Source organism: Paraglaciecola chathamensis S18K6 (genome assembly GCA_000314955.1).
GTDB classification, from domain to species: Bacteria; Pseudomonadota; Gammaproteobacteria; order Enterobacterales; family Alteromonadaceae; genus Paraglaciecola; species Paraglaciecola chathamensis.
Genome location: BAEM01000007.1, coordinates 146,385 through 163,795, shown reverse-complemented (window position 1 = coordinate 163,795; position 17,411 = coordinate 146,385). Strand labels below are relative to the sequence as shown.

The 17,411-nt window shown below is 44.4% G+C and carries 16 protein-coding genes and 1 pseudogene; 3 read left to right on the top strand and 14 right to left on the bottom strand.

All coding sequences use genetic code 11. The features are described 5' to 3' along the window. Positions 1-254: 254 nt before the first annotated feature. Positions 255-425, bottom strand: a pseudogene (locus GCHA_RS22850) (transposase); the annotation flags it as partial. A 201-nt stretch (positions 426-626) separates the two neighbouring features. After that, positions 627-872 (bottom strand): DUF4235 domain-containing protein, encoded by a 246-nt coding sequence (locus GCHA_RS02520; RefSeq protein WP_007984679.1) that lies wholly within the window; start codon positions 870-872, stop codon positions 627-629. Between the two features lie 674 nt (positions 873-1,546). On the opposite strand from GCHA_RS02520, the gene GCHA_RS02510 reads away from it, so the two are divergent. Beyond that, the gene (locus GCHA_RS02510) at positions 1,547-2,701 is read left to right on the top strand and encodes an acetate/propionate family kinase (RefSeq protein ID WP_052017973.1); all 1,155 of its coding nucleotides are present in this window, start codon (positions 1,547-1,549) and stop codon (positions 2,699-2,701) included. Then, positions 2,701-5,034, top strand: coding sequence for a phosphoketolase family protein (locus tag GCHA_RS02505; protein ID WP_007984676.1), 2,334 nt, complete (start codon positions 2,701-2,703; stop codon positions 5,032-5,034). The genes GCHA_RS02510 and GCHA_RS02505 overlap by 1 nt, the downstream gene beginning before the upstream one ends. Positions 5,035-5,112: 78 nt before the next feature. On the opposite strand, the gene GCHA_RS02500 is transcribed toward GCHA_RS02505, so the two are convergent. Next, positions 5,113-5,442 carry a four-helix bundle copper-binding protein gene (locus GCHA_RS02500; RefSeq protein WP_039991975.1) on the bottom strand — a complete coding sequence of 110 codons (330 nt, stop codon included), beginning with the start codon at positions 5,440-5,442 and terminating at the stop codon, positions 5,113-5,115. 450 nt (positions 5,443-5,892) lie between these two features. Here GCHA_RS02500 and GCHA_RS02495 point away from each other — a divergent pair, with 450 nt between their 5' ends. Continuing rightward, positions 5,893-6,315, top strand: coding sequence for a CBS domain-containing protein (locus tag GCHA_RS02495; RefSeq protein ID WP_007984675.1), 423 nt, complete (start codon positions 5,893-5,895; stop codon positions 6,313-6,315). 74 nt (positions 6,316-6,389) lie between these two features. On the opposite strand, the gene GCHA_RS02490 is transcribed toward GCHA_RS02495, so the two are convergent. The 11 genes from GCHA_RS02490 to GCHA_RS02440 all read right to left on the bottom strand — a co-directional run bounded on the left by GCHA_RS02490 (position 6,390) and on the right by GCHA_RS02440 (position 16,763). Beyond that, on the bottom strand, positions 6,390-7,631 hold the full coding sequence (locus GCHA_RS02490) for a cation:proton antiporter (protein WP_007984674.1): 1,242 nt from the start codon (positions 7,629-7,631) through the stop codon (positions 6,390-6,392). 384 nt (positions 7,632-8,015) lie between these two features. Further along, entirely contained in the window at positions 8,016-9,209 is a 1,194-nt protein-coding gene (locus GCHA_RS02485) for a GAF domain-containing sensor histidine kinase (RefSeq protein ID WP_007984673.1), read from the bottom strand. A 359-nt stretch (positions 9,210-9,568) separates the two neighbouring features. Further along, complete coding sequence (locus tag GCHA_RS02480) at positions 9,569-10,453, bottom strand: LysR family transcriptional regulator (protein WP_007984672.1); 885 nt, start codon at positions 10,451-10,453, stop codon at positions 9,569-9,571. Further along, positions 10,453-11,154 carry a GNAT family N-acetyltransferase gene (locus tag GCHA_RS02475; RefSeq protein WP_007984671.1) on the bottom strand — a complete coding sequence of 234 codons (702 nt, stop codon included), beginning with the start codon at positions 11,152-11,154 and terminating at the stop codon, positions 10,453-10,455. Before GCHA_RS02475 ends, GCHA_RS02480 begins: the two co-directional genes overlap by 1 nt. A 4-nt stretch (positions 11,155-11,158) precedes the next feature. Continuing rightward, positions 11,159-11,578, bottom strand: a complete 420-nt coding sequence (locus tag GCHA_RS02470; protein ID WP_318248919.1) for a DMT family transporter — start codon at positions 11,576-11,578, stop codon at positions 11,159-11,161. Positions 11,579-11,593: 15 nt separating this feature from the next. Then, a complete protein-coding gene (locus GCHA_RS02465) occupies positions 11,594-12,220 on the bottom strand; it encodes an NAD(P)H-dependent oxidoreductase (protein ID WP_007984669.1) in 627 nt (208 codons plus the stop codon). Between the two features lie 3 nt (positions 12,221-12,223). Next, positions 12,224-13,216, bottom strand: a complete 993-nt coding sequence (locus tag GCHA_RS02460) for a cyclase family protein (protein ID WP_007984668.1) — start codon at positions 13,214-13,216, stop codon at positions 12,224-12,226. After that, a complete protein-coding gene (locus GCHA_RS02455; RefSeq protein ID WP_318248910.1) occupies positions 13,213-13,860 on the bottom strand; it encodes a DsbA family oxidoreductase in 648 nt (215 codons plus the stop codon). Before GCHA_RS02455 ends, GCHA_RS02460 begins: the two co-directional genes overlap by 4 nt. Before the next feature lie 303 nt (positions 13,861-14,163). Further along, positions 14,164-15,267 (bottom strand): threonine aldolase family protein, encoded by a 1,104-nt coding sequence (locus GCHA_RS22290; protein ID WP_007984665.1) that lies wholly within the window; start codon positions 15,265-15,267, stop codon positions 14,164-14,166. Positions 15,268-15,315: 48 nt separating this feature from the next. Then, positions 15,316-16,416 carry an alpha/beta hydrolase family protein gene (locus tag GCHA_RS22975; protein ID WP_007984663.1) on the bottom strand — a complete coding sequence of 367 codons (1,101 nt, stop codon included), beginning with the start codon at positions 16,414-16,416 and terminating at the stop codon, positions 15,316-15,318. A 2-nt stretch (positions 16,417-16,418) separates the two neighbouring features. Continuing rightward, positions 16,419-16,763, bottom strand: coding sequence for an antibiotic biosynthesis monooxygenase family protein (locus tag GCHA_RS02440; RefSeq protein ID WP_007984661.1), 345 nt, complete (start codon positions 16,761-16,763; stop codon positions 16,419-16,421). Positions 16,764-17,411: the final 648 nt, after the last annotated feature.

Below are 17,411 nucleotides of genomic sequence, written 5' to 3'. Positions count from 1 at the left end.
TCGGCACTGAAAGGCCAAACTTTTATAGATAGCAAAAAAACTTACAAAGACAGCCATAATTAAAACTTCGTAATAATTCACTCCTACTTCAAGGTGGAATTTCGGTTTAAGAAGAGTTGACGTCTTTAAGTTAGGCCGATTGAGGATTTTTACTGGAATCTTGAGCGTTGAGAAAGGAAGTGGCGTTTAAGGTCAACTTTTACGTAAGGGAGTAGGCTACAAGATATGCTTGGAGTGTGTTCGTTAAGGTTTTTTCAGGCGCGCTTTACTAACGCTTTCGCTTTGGTCATTCCCCGCAGCCACTGAGCTGAGTCTAACCCTAGTCTTTCTAGGATAGGGCTTTGAGTGTTATCGATACGATCGGCCTTATCGTCAGGAATACAGCGGCCTGTGGTATCGACCAGCTCACAATCGTTTTTTAGCGAACTTGGCTTTTTTGAGGTTGAGACACAATCCTCTTAACTGTCTCAAGTGAAACACAAATTAAGTGAAGTTCAGCCCTGAAAATTGACAGTTTTTATCTTGGGTGTTTTATATCGTCTTTCATCTGATCAAATAAACATGCCGGTCTTGATTAGATGCCTTTTGTAAACGCTTAAACTCTCAAACGCTATCAATTTAAAACGTTATTTCGACTGGCGTTTGTCAATGACATATTGAACGGCCATTCTAGCAATACCGGCACCAATGCCTGACACGACTGCCCAGGTTACAGCCTCTTTAAGGTCAGTGTTTTCACTTCCCTTGTCTTTTGGGGCGGGTTCGTTAGTCACCTTTTCCCACGATTTTTGTAGCGTTTTTCTTGCTAGCATGCCTGCCGATGCGGCGGCAAGTCCTATACCTACATTGGTAATGAGTTGTTTATTGCTCATAATATACCCCTTCAGATTGTGCGTTAATAACTTAGTGCAAACCATAGACCTACTCTGTCTATTTCTTACGTTATTCTTCGAGTTGCAGTTGTAATGCAGCTTGTAGGCTGATTACAACGAAAAAGAGGAGTGTGTTTTTGCGCAGTAACAATCGCAGTAGCAAAATTCGCTAACTATCTTACGGGTAAAATTGTAATTATTTCTCAAATAAGGGGCTTTCTTCTTTTGATGACCGGTTAATCTCTTTGTGTTATTCACTTTCTTATCTTCTGTGAAAGCATTTTGCGCATAACCATAAAGTCAGGTAGCGGTTTCTAACCTTATACTTGACCATTTTTATACAAAGCAGCTTCGAGTGTTTTGTCGTGCCTCACAGACGTTGATGATGGGTATGGCGCTTGAATGGATTTATCATCTGCGCTGTACTCACATCATTTGCTCCCCATCCTCATCATCTGCGCTGCTGCGTAGCAGAAATGTTTTTCGAGCTCCGCGGTTGATGTTAGCCATTGAGCAGAATCTAAGTCTGTCTGCTTTTGCTCAAAGTGGTTTTCGATTGTTTTTTGTTCGACGACAGTTTTGTTCTCAATAGTTGCCCATAGGTCTAAACATGAAGCAACCAATACTGAGGAGCATTTATCCAATGAAAATATTCCAAAGCACGTATTTAAGTCATGCAAGATAATGAATCTTCGCGTCCTTTTAATGAGCCCCATAAGCACCCTAAAGATAGTCTTAAGGTTAGCAATACTGAGAGAGTACTTGTTTGTAACGCGGGGAGTGGCTCCCTAGAACTACAGGTGTGGGAAGGGGAGCGTTGTGTTGATCAGCAGTCGCTAGAGGGGGAGGCAGATCAACTCTTTAATCACTTCGCCTCGTACCTAAGTGACGCGGCGCCTTGCAGCGTAATTTTACATCGGGTAGTTCACATTGGCAGGGTGAAGCGAAATCCGCGAAAGGTGGATGAGGATTGCCTGAACGACATTAAGCACTGGCTACCTTTAGCGCCTCTTCATAACCAAATTGCGCTTAAATTAATTGAACACGGGCTTAATGAGTGGCCTGACGCTAATCACTTTGTTTTTTCTGACTCTGCGCTTTTTAATACCCTTCCAGACTACGCGCGATCCTATCCCCTTCCTGACGGGCTATCTGATCGATGGCCAATTATGAAGTATGGCTTTCACGGGCTTGCGCACCAATCTCAGTGGAACTTACTTCAAAAGCAAAAGCAATATGATCGCGTTATTACCATTCACTTAGGGGGCGGAAGTTCGTTAGCTGCTTGGCAGGATGGAAAAGTAGTAGATACGACAATGGGATTTACCCCGACTGACGGGCTCCCCATGACAACGCGCAGTGGCGGCATCGACCCAAACATCGTTCTGCATTTGCTAGAGCGTGAAAACTACACGTTAGAAAGCCTATCTAAGCTGCTTAATCGTGAATCAGGGCTGGCCGGTTTGAGTGGTATTTCGGGCGATTACCGCACGCTTAAAAAAAGCCAAAATAGCGATGCTTATGTCGCTCGCGACGCATATTCCTATGCGCTTATCAAAGCCATTGGATCGTTTATTGCTGTGTTGGGTGGCGTAGATGCAATTACCTTTGGTGGTGGGCTTGGCGAACATCAACCTGATGTTCGTGAGTCTGCTTTGTCACGTTTTACAGGCATGGGCATTTCTATCTCTAAAGAGAAGAACAAGCATGCGAAGGGAGTTTGTGCCATTCACGGCGCAAATTCCCAAACAGAGATTTGGCTTACCCCTAGTGACGAATGTGAGGTGATGTTTAATCAATATAAAACGTATACGAAGGAGAAGGAATAATGCCGACAAGTTTCAACGCAGTGGTTACCGACGCTTTTGATGAGTGGTCGCAGGGGTACGGAAAAATCCAACACACTACTGAGACGATCAGTATTGTCGAAAAGTATTTATCATCACTTTGTGACGCTGCTGATGATGAACAATCCGCAGTATTAAATGCACTAAAGTTACTAAAAGCAGCCGATAGAATTTGCAGTGCTAGCATGTGGCTTGTGGCCCATATGACTTACGCAAAACGCGTATCTATGGCTGGAAACACGCTTAATATTGATGACTTTAAAGAGAAAGCACAGGGGCATACTGGGGGCGCACTAAATATGACGCCCGCCTATACCGGTTATCTGCTGGCGAATGCTTTAAACGGGAAAACCCGCTCGTGGATAATGGGGCAAGGGCACTGTGTTGCCGCAATAGAAGCGGTGAACGCGATTACCGGTAATCAGTATGAAGAAAAAGCGTCGCTTTATTCGTGTGATGATGAAGGGCTGAGTCACCTGTGCAATGACTATTACCGTTATGATCTTAACGCCGATGGGCAGTTAGAATCTCATGTGGGTAGCCACGTAAATATTCACACAGCAGGCGGAATTTCTGAAGGTGGATATTTAGGCTTCACGTCGCTTCAGTATGTTCATATGCCGCTGCCGGGCCAAGAGTTAGTCACTTTTTTAAGCGATGGCGCGTTTGAAGAACAAAGGGGAAGTGATTGGGCTCCGCGATGGTGGCGTGCCTCAGACACAGGATTAGTCGCGCCTGTAATGATTGATAACGGTCGCAGAATTGACCAACGTACTTTGATGGTACAAGAAGGGGGAACCAGTTACTTTAAACAACATTTGGCGTTACATGATTTTGACCCCGTTACCATAGATGGAAGTGACCCGGCTGCGTACGCGATTGCCATTATCAATGCGATGGAACTTCTATCAAAACGCGGCCAAGAAGCAGAATCTGGTCTTAGTTCGTACCCGGTTAAAATCCCTTATATTATTGCTGAAGTAGCCAAAGGCTATGGTCTGCCAGCAGCCGGAACGAACGCCGCTCATAGTCTTCCGCTAGGCGATAGTTTAGTAGAGGATGAAAAAGCCAGAGCAGACTTTAATGAGGCAACCGCTAAGCTTCACGTCTCGGTACAAGAGCTTGCAGACAGTGTTAAAATGCTGAATAACCACACAAATTCGGGCCGTGTACGTGAAAAAGATCACCCATTAAGGGTACTGAAGCACGTTAACTTAACCCTCCCTGATGATAATTATTCAGAAGTCGGCAAATCCGTTTCTTGCCTTGCACAGATTGATCATTGGTTTAACGATTTGATTCTGTGCAATAAGGCACTGCGCTTTCGATTAGGCAACCCAGATGAAATACAAAGTAATCGGATGAAGGCGACGGTTCGCTCCCTTAAGCACCGTGTCACCTCACCAGAAGACCAAGCGTTAGAATCGTTAAAAGGCGGTGTGATTACCGCGTTAAATGAAGAAGCTGTCGCGTCAGCAGTATTGGCTAATAAGCAAGGTATCGGGTTAGTTGTAAGCTATGAAGCCTTTGCTATGAAAATGCTGGGTGCTATGCGCCAAGAGGCCATTTTCTCGCGTAATTTACAAACAGCAAATCGCTCTGTAGGGTGGATCAGTATCCCCTTTATCGCGACTTCGCATACTTGGGAAAATGGAAAAAATGAACAGTCTCATCAAGATCCTAAGTTTGCTGAAAACTGGATTTGCGAGATGTCTGACGTAGCTCCCGTATATTTTCCTATCGATGCCAATACCGCACAAACTGTGCTTAAAAGCGTATACCGTACGCACGGAAAAATTGCCGCGCTGGTAACGGCAAAAAAAGCACTACCGGTAGTCACCACTGAAGATGAGGCCAAGCAGGCAGCAAATGAAGGGCTATTTATTGCGGTTGAAGAGTCAAACCCAGACATACAGCTTATCGCCATTGGCGGTTATCAGCTGCAAGCTTGCCTCAGTGCAGCCAAAGCGTTGCAAGCAGGATCAATAAAATGCTCGGTTGTTGCTCTGCTTGAGCCGGGCCGATTTAGAGTGCCTCGTGATAAAACAGAAGCTGCATATTGCCACGACTCTGCCACCATAAAACGCATTATTCCTGAGTCACCTCTACGTATTTTTGTTACCCACACCGGAGCAGAAATAATGGCAGGGGTGTTAAGGCTGTTAGATTTAGGCCCACACAAAACAACCTTTTTGGGCTACAACAACCAAGGAGGAACCTTAAGTTTAGAGGGTATGCTCAACGTTAACGGGCAGTCTGCACAAGATATTGAAAACGTAGCCAAAGTAATGATCAAGGCTGAAGATAATAGTTGATGGTAGGGGGGGAATGTTTGAGGCAGAGTAGGTTACCAAAAACTGAACGTACTCTGCCTTTGTGTTATACCTTTTGGACTATGCTGCCATAGAACGACAAGCCTTGGCGCACTCGCTACAGGCTTGAGCGCATGCTTGGCAATGCTGAGAGTCATATTGGCTGCACTCTTTTGCGCAGGCTTCACATATTTCAGCGCATAGCTGACATATTCTATCGGCGAAATCGCTGCCTCTTGCCATTGCAGCGGCTGCAAATCGGCACATGGCCGCGCAATCCATATCTAAGCGTATACAATTTTGCATTTGTGCAACGTTATCTTCCTTTAGGCAGGCGGTAGAGCAGTGATCGCACGCGTTCGCGCAACGATTACAGGCATCAATACATTCACGGTATTTTTCATGAGACATAATATTCTCCTAGTTTATTTCTCTTAAGTTAAATGGCTACTTGTCTAACGTTGCCATAGCGATAAATGTGCTAAAGCTATAAAAGAGCATGGCTAAAAGCCTTACGGCATTAATAACGCTTAATCTTTGATTTGCTGGATCCATGCCAAGGCTTATATTGTTTTTACCGCGCCTTGCTTACAAAGTAGTGTCTTAAGTCTATGTGCAAGTTATAGCGTCATATTGGTAATAAAGGTGAGATTTCATCGGGGAAAATAACCTTGAATGCCGAGTATAATCTTTACTGGTACGGTGTATTTTCTACACGCTTTTTAAACGCGTATTGTCTTTATATTTACACGATTTAACAGCGGGGTAGTCCTTTTTAGTCAGTTTTGGGAAGTGGTAAATCACTTGCATGGTCAAGGGCGCTTGGAATTTTCCAAGCGTTAACCAAAAGGAGAAAGTTGAATGTATATACATGAAGTTATGACTAAAAATACTGAAATTTTACCTTCTAGCGCAACTGTAAAAGAAACCGCAAATAAAATGGCCCAGATGAAAGCTGGCCTTATGCCTGTTTATGACAATGATAAATTGGTAGGCATTGTGACTGATAGAGATTTGGTGATAAATGCGGTAGCCAAAGGGATAAGTTTAGATGACAGCATTTCCCCTATTCTAAGTGAGCCGGTCCTTTATTGTTTCAAGGACGACGACACCGACACGGTGTTAGCCAATATGAGCAAAAATGAAGTTCAACGTCTTGTTGTATTAGATAACGAAGAAAGCAAGCAGTTAGCAGGGGTTGTGTCCGTAGGTGATATCGCCAGCAAGTGTGAGAATAGCGATACTGCAAAATCTATAGTGGATTGTTGTAAACACTACCACTAATCAGACGGATGTCTTTTAAGGGGAGTTGAGGCGACTCTCCTTTCTCTATTGTACTTTCTTATGCCTAGATGCCGCTATGCCTCACTTTCATCTTGACCTTCATCTACCTTCGCCCACAACCGTGCCAGAGGGGCTGCTGTCATTCCATGAATGATAAGAGAAGAGGTAATAACGAGGCTGCCGACGGTCCATGCAATGTTGTTTCCGGTCTTATCCAGAATAACCATGGCGTAAAACAGGGCGGAAATGCCGATAGGACCAAAATGCCCCGCCATTAAGGCCAATTTCCAATTGTTCCAAATGGGCAGAAAAGGGGAAAGCGCCAAGATAACTGGAATACGCCTAATAGCGAGTATGCCTATGGTGAACCAGATTCCCTCCCAGCCAAGCTCAAACCAACTATCAACTGGCAGCATCAAGCCCAAGAATATGAAGATAGGTAAGGTGAAAAATAGATTTACTGTTTCTTGGATCTTATTTTCTTTTGCCCGATCTGAGCCGCCCACCATCTGACTGAAAACCATGCCTGCTACGAACACCGCGAGTACACTATCGGTAGCTAAAAATTTGCCTACCCCCAATGTTAGTAGTGTTAAGGCTAAGGTGGTGGCGAGAAATGCTGAATGGTCGAGCGATTTCTTGTGTTCAGCGACTAGCAAGGCCTTGCCAACAAACCAGCCTAATAATGCGCCTAGCGCCACGGCTCCACCAATTTCCCATAATATGACCCGCAAGCCCCAAGTTAACCAAGGACTGCTTTCGTTAGGCAGTAATAAAAGTACCGGCAAGAGCACTAAGGGATAAGCCAAACCATCATTAATGGCTGATTCAGTAGACAGTCCATAACGAAAACGGTCAGGCAAGTGTTGGCGCGCTAGCCCGCCAGTGACGATGGAACTGGCGACTACCGGGTCAGTTGGGCAAATTGCTCCGCCAATTAACAATGCCATTAGCACAGGTAAACCTAAGATCCAGTGGGCCATTAGGCTGCTCATTAAAAACATCGCAAGCATGCCCACCCCAAGCAAGAGAATAAATGATCGCCTGTGATCAAATAGGTAGTGTTTAGGAATTCGCAGCGCTATCGCCATCAGGCTGATCCCGATGGTCACTCGAGCACATTCTTCCAGCAGTTTATAACTATCGCCCCATGAATCCGGTGTTAGTAAACCTGAGCCGATTGGGCCAAGCACAACACCTACAATAAAGGCGAGCAAAGGCATGGTAAGGTAAGAACGGTCAATAATACGCGAAAGCATACCCAACACTAAAACAACCGCACCGATGGTTATCAAGGCAAGATTTAACTGATTCACGTTCTTCACTCCTTGCTGCTTTTGACATGCAAATTTAGCGACTAGCGCAATATATAATACCCAAGCAAGAATATTAAATAAGCAGAAGAATAGTAACCGGAAGCGGAAATATTTTACCTGAAGGAAAAGCAGAACAAGAAAAGAAAGGCGGGGCAAAGAAAAACAATAACGATTTGATAGTTTGACCAAGCTAAATAAGGTTTAGTCTATAGCGAATGCCAATCTGCATTAATAAGTGCCCCATCACAATTCGTTCAGCGCTTTCCTTAGGTTTGAGTGACATTGGATAGGGCTGATTAAAGCCATGTTCAAGTTGTGTTACTCATACTTACAGACGAGTTAATATAAAGCAGATAAAACAAAAGGTTTGCTATGACACAAGCACTAGCTTTCAATCGCATTTAAGCCAAGGGTTGCCTGAAAGGCGAAAACTGTTCTGTGTTCATCTGAACTTACGGTTAGGCTTCCATCATGGGCTGAGGTGATTTGCGAAGCAATGAACAAGCCTAGCCCTAAGCCGCCGGTTTGCTTGTCGCTTTCATTGCGCCAAAAAGGTTGAAACAGTTTATCAATCACGGCTGGCCTTATTGGCTCGCCACCATTGCTAACGCTAAGTGAGAATAGGCCGTTTTCTATCGTTGCTGTTACCTCAATTGCTTGCTGAGGGTCGCCATGCACAATGGCATTTATCAACAGGTTCGACAGCAATTGGGCAATGCGCTCAGGATCACAAGAAAGTGTCCCTTTGACATCGATATTGGTTTGAATTGCGCGCTGGGGATGCAGCCCTGATAGTTCATCAACCGTATGAGTTAACATATCTTGCAGATTGTTGACTGTCTTAACGTTTAACTCCATGCCATTACCCATTTTACCACGGGTTAAATCCATAACGTCACTGATCAAACGCTTCATTCTCGTTGCGCTGTTGTCCATGCGGGCAAGTATTTTTTGAGAGGTGGCATCTGTTACGTGATCTTTTAAAAAGTCTACGCCCATAGTTAAAGCGGATAATGGCGTTCTTAAATCGTGACCTAGAATGGCAATGTACTGATCGCGTAATTTAGCTGCTACTTTTTCATCGAATAAATCAGATTCGGCACTGATTAACTTTTCGTCAGCTTCAATCTGCCTTGAAATCAACTCAGCGAATGACTTGATTTGCTGTTGAATTTCGATTGTTTCTAACTTCGCCGGCAGCGGATCTAACCCGCATAGCGTACCGAAAAAATGCCCGTCTTTGGTGTAAATGGGAAAGGAAAAGTAGCTTTCAAACCCATACATAATTGGAATTTCGCTTTTGCGATAGTGGTCATCTTTTGAAGCGTGCTGGATAACGATCGGCTGGGTCGAGCGTTTCACCTGAATGCAAAAAGTAGTGGATATATCAAGCTCATCCCCAGGATGAAGGTCGAAGTTAACGCCGTCGAGCACAGCGCAGGTTGTCCATTTTTCATCAGTCACGCGCGCCACACAGATGAACCGCAAACCTGTGGTATCTGACAACATCTTCATAATATGCGGGACAGCTTCAATAGACTGAATAGTCTGGATATCTTTCTCAATTAACGCGTTCATTGATGACTCTTTCCGTTGCGCTCTTGTGGCTTATAATTGTTCAGGGCTTATGTGTTGTGACATTCATTTGTCGCTAGAGCATTTTCAATTTTTTGCAATGAAATCAGAAAAAAATAATCACTATAATAATTTAGCGGAAATACCTAAGGCTATCTACTGACTTTTTACAGAAAAAAGCAATGACTTTGCCTTCAACCCTAATCAATCAATCAGTATTGAGCGAATGTTTGCACTATTTAGTGCATGCCCTGAAGGGAATATGTGAAAGGGAATGCGTGAAATGGAGTAGGTGGGGGCGGCGTTTTTGGGCGCGAATGGCGCGGCGCCCAGCCCGTGACAAACAAACGTTATGCAGGGGATCAGTTACTTTCAGGTGTGCGTTCTGCAGATAAATACTTTACGAAGGCTTTTACCACTTTGCTGGAAGCGAGTTCTGCTCGAACGGCCAATTGCATAGCGACTGTGCGCATATGACCATTATCAAGTTTGAGCTGCATAATATCTGCTTTGTTTTGTTGTTGTATAAACCATAACGGTAGCCACGCGAAGCCAGCCTTGTGTTGAATACCCTGTAAAGCTTGTTCAAAATTGCTCACCGTTAAGCGACTATTGGAGCCTAACCAACCTGAGTTGACATTGCCCCGTAAACCCGCATCACGAATAACAAGTTGACGATATTGTTCAAGCTCACTCAAGGCGTGTTTTTTGTCAGACGCTAATGGATGATTTTTGTGTGCCACAGCACAAAGGTCGACTGTTGTAGCAAGTTGTGTGACATATCCTTTGGGAATAGCACTGGCAATGCCGACATCAACCGTGCCATCATCAAGTAGCTCGCCACATCGTGATAGCACTGTTTCATACAGCTGAATGTTGAGCTCGGGAAATTCGGTGGCAAGCTGCGCCAGTGCATACCAAAGCCGCTCATTAGGAAATAAGATATCGACCGCGAGGGTAAACGTTGTGCGAATTTCGCTTTGTTGCGAGATTGCATCATGCTCAAGAGCGTCTGCGTGGCTTACTAGCGTGCGTGCTGCTGTTAACAAACTTTCTCCATATCCTGTCAGTACGGCTTTTCGCCCGACGACTTCGAAGAGTTGTTTACCTACTGTGCTTTCGAGCTTTTTGATGCTGTGACTAATAGTAGATTGGGTTTTATAAAGGGCATCTCCCGCTTGGGCGAAACCACCATTATCAACGACTGCAACAAACATACGCCATTGTTCTAAGGATATCCGGTGCATTATTTTCTCCAGAGCGTTATGCTGCCGACTTCTTGAAAGCCTAATCGTCTATATAAACTAAGGCCCATCTCGGATGCTTGTAAAGTGATTAATTCTACCTCGTGTTCTTGCGCCCAAAGTATGCAGTGACGCATTACTTCGCTGGCGTAACCTTTACCTCTGTGAATGTTGGGTACCGCTACTTGGTATACACCTAAGGTTGAACCTTGCTGAAAAAGAAGCACAGTAGCTACGCGTTCGCCTGAACTACGTAAAAAACCTAATTTCCCACCTGCTTTTTCGGCACATCGCTGTAAGGGGGCAATATCCATTGGGTAACCAAAGCCCTCGCTACACATTTCCACAAAAGCTTGTATCCCAAGCTCGTCATCTCTTGCAAGCCACTCAAGATCACTGCCCGGTCTTAAAGACTGACAAGACTCTGATACCAACAAATGCATAAGCGTTAAACTGACATCAGCCTTTAGTCCTTCTGGCAGTTGGTCACGTTGCCCATTGCAAGAGTCGAGCATCACTAATTGTTGTTTTGGGTTTAGCTGGCTTTTCTGTAGGCCATGTAAGGTCACTGTTTTTGCCAATGAATCGCGCCAAACACGATGCGGCCAATCTGTTGAAAACCATAAGTCATTTTCTTTTTTGGCGCCATAACAATGCCAAAGCGCCGTTAAGTTCATGCAATTTTTCGTAATAAAAGGGTTCATATTACTACCTATTCAAAAGTACCAAACCAAGAACCATCGCACTTAAGCCCAGCAACTTCATATGGCTTAATTGAGCTTGTGGTAAACCAAACCACGCAAAATGACTCGCTACCACAGCAAGCAATAACTGCCCCGTGAGCGCAAAGGACATCATGGCACCCACGCCCATTTTGGGGATCAGGAAATAAAACAGCCCGACCCCAATCGCACTGACCACGCCGCCGAACCACAAATACCATGGTACTGCGCGCATTTCGCCCAAATTTGGCCACTGCTTTGTAAAGCTGATGAATGCCATTGCGCTGACTAAAGCGCTTAATGCAAATGCAACGACGGTGGCCATAAGGGAGTTTTTCAAAAGTACTCCTAACTGGCTATTCATACCCGCTTGTACTGCAATGAGGGCGCCAGCGAAGAGCGCCATTAGCACGAGCATGAGCTAAATCTCTATACAGAAATCGTTAATTGGTAGTCGAACTTTTCGGTCATCAGCGCTTGTGTCAGTAGGGGCTCGTTCACCTAAAGCGCAAATTACCGTACTTCTGAGTTCGAGCTGTGCTAACCCTAAGACGTTGTCAAAGCCGTGGTTTTCAAACCCCGCCATGGGACACGCATCAACCTTTTTCAATGCTGATGCCGTTAGCACGTTGCCCAGTGCAATATGCACTTGGTTTTCAGCCCAATGCTGTAATTGTAGTGAAGACATTGACAGCATTGCTTCTTTCACATGCTGGGTAAACCCAGTCAGTGCGCCTATTTCTAGTTCACGTTCATGCTCTACTCGCGCAAAGTGTTGCTCAATAAATTGTGCATCGATAGTGGTACTGGTCGCAAAAATGAATAGATGCGAACAGTCTCGGATCTTCGTTTGGCCCATGGCGTATGGAAGCAGTTTCTCTTTCATCTGTGGTGAGCTAATAACTAAAAGTCGATAGGGTTGCAGACCATAGGCAGAAGGACTTAACCGAGCAGCCTCAATTAGCTCTGTCACAACGTCCTCTGATAATTGGGTATCACTAAATTCCCGTACGGCATAACGCCAGTTTAGTGCTTCTAAAATAGCCATAACTTACTCCTCTTGCGGTTTTTTTTTAGCTGTTTTTAATGGAAAGGCGATTGGGCGCAGTGGTGCTGCATCAGCACCACGCAATTTCAACGAACCACCGATAAACGCAAACTCATATACTTGGGCTTCAGCCAGTTCTTCTAAGTTAACCAGTTCCATGATGGGAACGCCCATTTGCGTTAATAAGTAGGTGTGAACAGGTACGTAGTTACCCTCAACTTCCGAAGGGAAGGCTTCGAAGCTTAGGTTATCTGCGCCGACAACCATAGCCTCTGCTTCTTTTGCTAAGTAAGTCGCTGCAGCTATGCCTAGTCCAGGAGAGTTAGCCATATACTTGGCTGACTGTGCGTAATTTTGCATGCGTCCTGTGCGCAATAGAACAATATCTCCCGGCTGCAACGTGACGTGCTGTTGCACTAATGCTTGTTTAATATCCGCCTCGGTCACTCGGTAGTTGTCAGGCAACATGCTGAGACCTTTTGCCTTGGGCAAATCAATGAGTACACCTCGCGCAATTAGTGGCGGAATAGTCTCGGCACCACTTCGATTCCAGCCCTTGTCACCTAAGTTTTCATCTGCGCTAAAATGGTTGTAAATTTCGCCATCAAGACCAAAATGACTCAAGGTGTCAATGTGCGTACCAGTGTGGGTATACATTGAAAACGCACTGCCAGAATAGCTTACATGGCGATTTACCTTTTCTCCCATATCAAGCACGTTGTCGATAACCGCGCCCCTAGGAGTGTGCGTCATCCAAAACTGATAGTGTGGGTCTCCTGCGGCTTGCCAACTTGGCATACCAACAAAGTACTCGACCGATAAGTCAAATATGCGGTGCGCATCAATTTGCGACATCACCTGCGCCTGGCGTTGCGGCGTCATCATATTCAAACGCCCGAGTTCATCATGTTTACCCCATGGGCTTGTGCCCACAAATTGCTCGGCATTGGCTGTTTGCAATGAAACAGCGAGCAGAGCGCTCAGTAGCAGCTTCATATTTCCTCCTCCTCTTTTTGATTGGCAATCTGAGTACAAATGAGCTGTTCGAGTTGTTCCTGTGACAGCGTCTGTGAGATGACATTTTTTCCATTTATCACTAACGAGGGAATGGTCTGAATACCAAAGTTAGCAGCGCGAAATTTGTCATTAATGATCGCTTGTTTAACCTCAGGCGAGTACAAAGTAGCGATAAGATCTAAGTGACTGACCCCTTGTGCTTTTGCGATTTGATTCAACACTTGGGCATCTGAAATATTTTGCGCTTCATACAAATGTGCCCGTTGTACGGCATCAAAAAAGTCCCAGTGCGCTTGTTGCCCACGAAGTTGCTCAAGGGCTTTTGCGTAGAGCGCCGCTAGATAACCCGATGGATATTCAAATTTTGCCTCTTGCATTCGCTCAATATTGATAAGCTCAGGTTGCTCTGCGTAACGTTGACATTGTGCCCAATGCTGAAGAATTTCTTTTTTGGCTTGAGACAATGAACCAAAGCGTTCAATCATTTCACGCCGGTTTCGCTGCAACACAAATGTGCGATGCACAACTTTTACTGGATACTTAGCCGCAATGTTACGTAAGCGGGGAGATAGCAAATAACACCATCCGCAGACTGCATCGTGGAAAAACTCTATCGTTGTCACAATTAACCTCGGTACTGACTTCTGATAGCGATTAGGTTAGCGGCCTATTTAGCATTCAAAAAATGATTAAAAACCATCCTAAAACGTGAAAAAATTCATGATAGAAGACGTACATGTTGCTGTGCGGTATATGAAGCGCGATAGGAGCGTGAGATAGGAAAGCTCGACGAGAAAGCGCAGTGAGGGATAAATGCGTGCCTGTCGTTAAGGGCCTCTCTAGCTAAGTACTTTTAAAACGATGAAGTGGTAAAAGGCGTGACATGCCTATAAAGCCAATAGGGTAGGCCTAATGGGTATTATGTTTCATTTTTTGATTTCACCAGCCATAGAGATGACGCAGTGTAGTGCCTCTACCACTTCTTGGTCGCTCCATTCGTTCAAAGCGTTGCCTACCTGAATCTCTACTCGGCTGGTGCGCTTTGGTCCATCAAGTATCTTATCGAACAGCCAAGTTTTGTGTTTGTCTGCATAACGTAAAACCGCTCTGTCGAGGAAAAATTTTTCAATCGGCAACTGAAGAACAAAGCCATTTGTTTGAACCTCGAAGGGGACTGCTTGCTGGCCGAATACTTCTGTTAAAAGCTGTGACAATTGTTTGGCTCTAAGGCAATAGTCGGGGATGTGCGGTAAGTAGTTCTCAATTCCCCACAAAGCACTTAAAACGTAAGGGAAAACTGTGTTTACGTCTCCTCCAAAGCGACTTTTCCAAGGTGATAGGCTTTCAATAAAGTGTTCATCACCGGCAATTATACCGCCTGCCATAGCACCGAGAGATTTGTAGAGAGAAACGTACACGCTGTCTGCTAAATGAGTAATAGCTTGGTAGGATTTATTCCAATAAGGTGCAGATTCAAATAATCTCGCACCGTCAAAATGCAATGCATAACCGTTTTGTTTGCTATGCCTGTTGAGCGTCTCTAAGTCCTGCCATTGAGGTAATTGAAACCCTGCATGACGAGTAGGGAGCTCAAGGCAAACAGCGGCAAGGTTTGAGGGTAATTGATGAATATCACCCAAGGTAAAAGGCTTGTTCAACGTGCCGAAGAAATGGGCGTTGAGACGTAAAAGTTCATGATAAGCCTGTAACTCATCTACTTGAATATGGGATTGAGGGTGAATGGCAATTGTATTACAACCACTTGTATCTGCGTGATATTTTAAGGCACACAACTGACCAATCATTCCTTTGTGAAGGAACAGAGCACGAGGTTTGCCCAAGAGTTTCGCCATCTTCGATTCGAGCAACTCCAAAGCCGGGCCTGTGCCAAAACTATCAATTTCTAAGTCAACATCAGGCATAATAAGCAATTCTTGCAGCCATTGCCTTTGAGTTTTTGGTTTGTGGCGGATTAAAAATTTGTCGCATGCAAAGCGCAGTGGGTGATTTATGTATACGTTACTGTTCATGGGATCTAAACTTGTGTTCGATACTCTCTACTTTGGAATAATGTGCTTTCAAAGGTGAAGTATAAAAGACGAAATCTCATCAAGAAAACCGTTCACAAAGTGCTTTTCCAATGTGCCGTATTCATTACTCAGCCCTGTTTTTGAGGGTTGAAAAAAGTGATTAGCTTCTTCAAACACTTTAATTCGATAGGGGCTACCACTCTTAAGTAGAGCTGTCTCTAGACGATCTTTGTTTGGTTCAATCGTGACTTGTCTGTCGTTTCCTCCATGAAGACTGAGCACGGGGATTCGTAATTCGGTTAGGTCATTAAGTGGATCGTAATAGGCGAAAGACGTTAGCGCCGGTAGCCCGTAATTGATTTTCATTTCATTTGCGGTGTTATTAATCCGGTTCTCTAAATCACTATCAGTGGAAGTGTTAGACAATTGACTGGGTTTCAGGAGCTGAGCATAGCTTTCTTTCAAACGCAGGAAGGCCACATCTGTATTCTGATGACTGTACGCAGCAAACAGCAATTCGTTATTGGCAGACACGACATTTTCAACATCAGCCACTGGGTGATTATTGAGTGAATATTCCAAACGTATTTGCGCAAGTACCAGCTGTGAAATGGTCACCCCCGGTGATGCCGCTAGTACAACTGCTTTTACATTTTGATTGTTCTTTGCAGCCTTGCTAACAACGATACCGCCCTGACTATGCCCAAGCAGCACGAAGTGCCGATAATGGTGGGCTTTGTTAGTGGCAAAAAAAGTCATTATTCTATCTAAATCAGAGCTTAAATCATCTAATGTGCTGTTGACAAAATCGCCAGTACTCGTGCCAACACCCCTGTCATCGTAACGAAAACTAGCGATACCCGCCTGAGCTAGATGTTGAGCAATAACCTTAAACATAGGGAAGTCAAACAGGGTGCTGTCGCGGTCTTGCCAACTGCTTCCTGAAGTAAAAATGACAAGCAGGTCACGTTTAGCGGTTTGCGGGACAAGTAGTGTTCCACCTATATCTATCTCTGGCGCTTTTATCAGTAAATCTACCTCTTTTTTAGAAGTGGTTCGCTCAAATGCGCTGCAGCATTGTGGCACCGCAAGCAGCAGAAATACCGTTAAAATAACCACACTGAGCTTAATAATGGATAGATGAAACATAGTTAATTACCTAATGGCGTATTTTGTGATGACGAGAAAGGTTGTAAATAATCAATAGCAACGTTCATTTCATGGAGAATGCGCGTTTGTTTCACATCGAGACAGGCCTGCATTGTCTGCCTGTGCTTTTCGTACTCTTCAGACATAAAGATTTTTTTTGCTGCCTGAAAAGTGTATTCGTCAGGCCACTGCGCATAGGCGATAAATGAACCGGCTTTATCGCGATGTAAACGAGAACCTAAACCTCCTTTATGCAGGGCGATGCCTTTCGTCGTATTTAACCATGCTTTAACAAATTGGCTTTCATGTTCGGGCTTGACAGCAAATTGATAAACAACAACGAACATAATCTTTTCCTCCAATACCAGTAGCCACAGACAAGTCATTGCGCAGCCGCTCTTAAGTTGTTTTGCGTTGAGATGCTCAAGTCTATGTTGTCAAAAGACAGCCTACCAATTGAGTTATTTCATGTGTGAACCCAATTTATTTCATTCTTTGTAGCGCAAAATAGGGATTGAAGAGGGCGATTAGCGCTTTTGGCCACTAAGTACTTGTTTGCTCATCTCATGTAGCTATTGAGCCAACGGAAATGCGAGGATAAATTCTACAAGTCAGGGGATTTAAGGAGGGGTTGTACCTTGTATAAAATAAAAACGGTCTAAATCTGGGTGTAATATTACCCATTTTGGCCTGGGTTTCTGGTTTGGTTTTGGTGTAACTTTCTTTAAGTGGCTGATTTATATTGAGTTAGTTTTAGTGGTGCTTATTCTTTTAATACCTACTAACGGATAAAAAATATAAAAACAAGACGTCTAGACGGTTGACATATAGACGTCTATACGGCAAATTGAACTCCATGAACGTAGATTCGAAAATAATAACAAGCACCACCGGCATGATTATGATTATTACCTCTTTGAGGTGATTGCTGGCTTGTGCACATAAAACAGACATAAAGCCCGCAAATATAGCGGGCTTTTTTGTTATTTAGCGCA

Bases quoted from the DNA above. Each gene is read 5' to 3' on its own strand.
- GCHA_RS02460 (WP_007984668.1), bottom strand. From the start codon at position 13,216: ATGAAGCTGCTACTGAGCGCTCTGCTCGCTGTTTCATTGCAAACAGCC.
- GCHA_RS02500 (WP_039991975.1), bottom strand. From the start codon at position 5,442: ATGTCTCATGAAAAATACCGTGAATGTATTGATGCCTGTAATCGTTGC.
- GCHA_RS02485 (WP_007984673.1), bottom strand. From the start codon at position 9,209: ATGAACGCGTTAATTGAGAAAGATATCCAGACTATTCAGTCTATTGAA.
- GCHA_RS02505 (WP_007984676.1), top strand. From the start codon at position 2,701: ATGCCGACAAGTTTCAACGCAGTGGTTACCGACGCTTTTGATGAGTGG.
- GCHA_RS02465 (WP_007984669.1), bottom strand. From the start codon at position 12,220: ATGGCTATTTTAGAAGCACTAAACTGGCGTTATGCCGTACGGGAATTT.
- GCHA_RS02480 (WP_007984672.1), bottom strand. From the start codon at position 10,453: ATGCACCGGATATCCTTAGAACAATGGCGTATGTTTGTTGCAGTCGTT.
- GCHA_RS02510 (WP_052017973.1), top strand. From the start codon at position 1,547: ATGCAAGATAATGAATCTTCGCGTCCTTTTAATGAGCCCCATAAGCAC.
- GCHA_RS02470 (WP_318248919.1), bottom strand. From the start codon at position 11,578: ATGGCGCTCTTCGCTGGCGCCCTCATTGCAGTACAAGCGGGTATGAAT.
- GCHA_RS02440 (WP_007984661.1), bottom strand. From the start codon at position 16,763: ATGTTCGTTGTTGTTTATCAATTTGCTGTCAAGCCCGAACATGAAAGC.
- GCHA_RS02475 (WP_007984671.1), bottom strand. From the start codon at position 11,154: ATGAACCCTTTTATTACGAAAAATTGCATGAACTTAACGGCGCTTTGG.
- GCHA_RS02495 (WP_007984675.1), top strand. From the start codon at position 5,893: ATGTATATACATGAAGTTATGACTAAAAATACTGAAATTTTACCTTCT.
- GCHA_RS02520 (WP_007984679.1), bottom strand. From the start codon at position 872: ATGAGCAATAAACAACTCATTACCAATGTAGGTATAGGACTTGCCGCC.
- GCHA_RS22975 (WP_007984663.1), bottom strand. From the start codon at position 16,416: ATGTTTCATCTATCCATTATTAAGCTCAGTGTGGTTATTTTAACGGTA.
- GCHA_RS22290 (WP_007984665.1), bottom strand. From the start codon at position 15,267: ATGAACAGTAACGTATACATAAATCACCCACTGCGCTTTGCATGCGAC.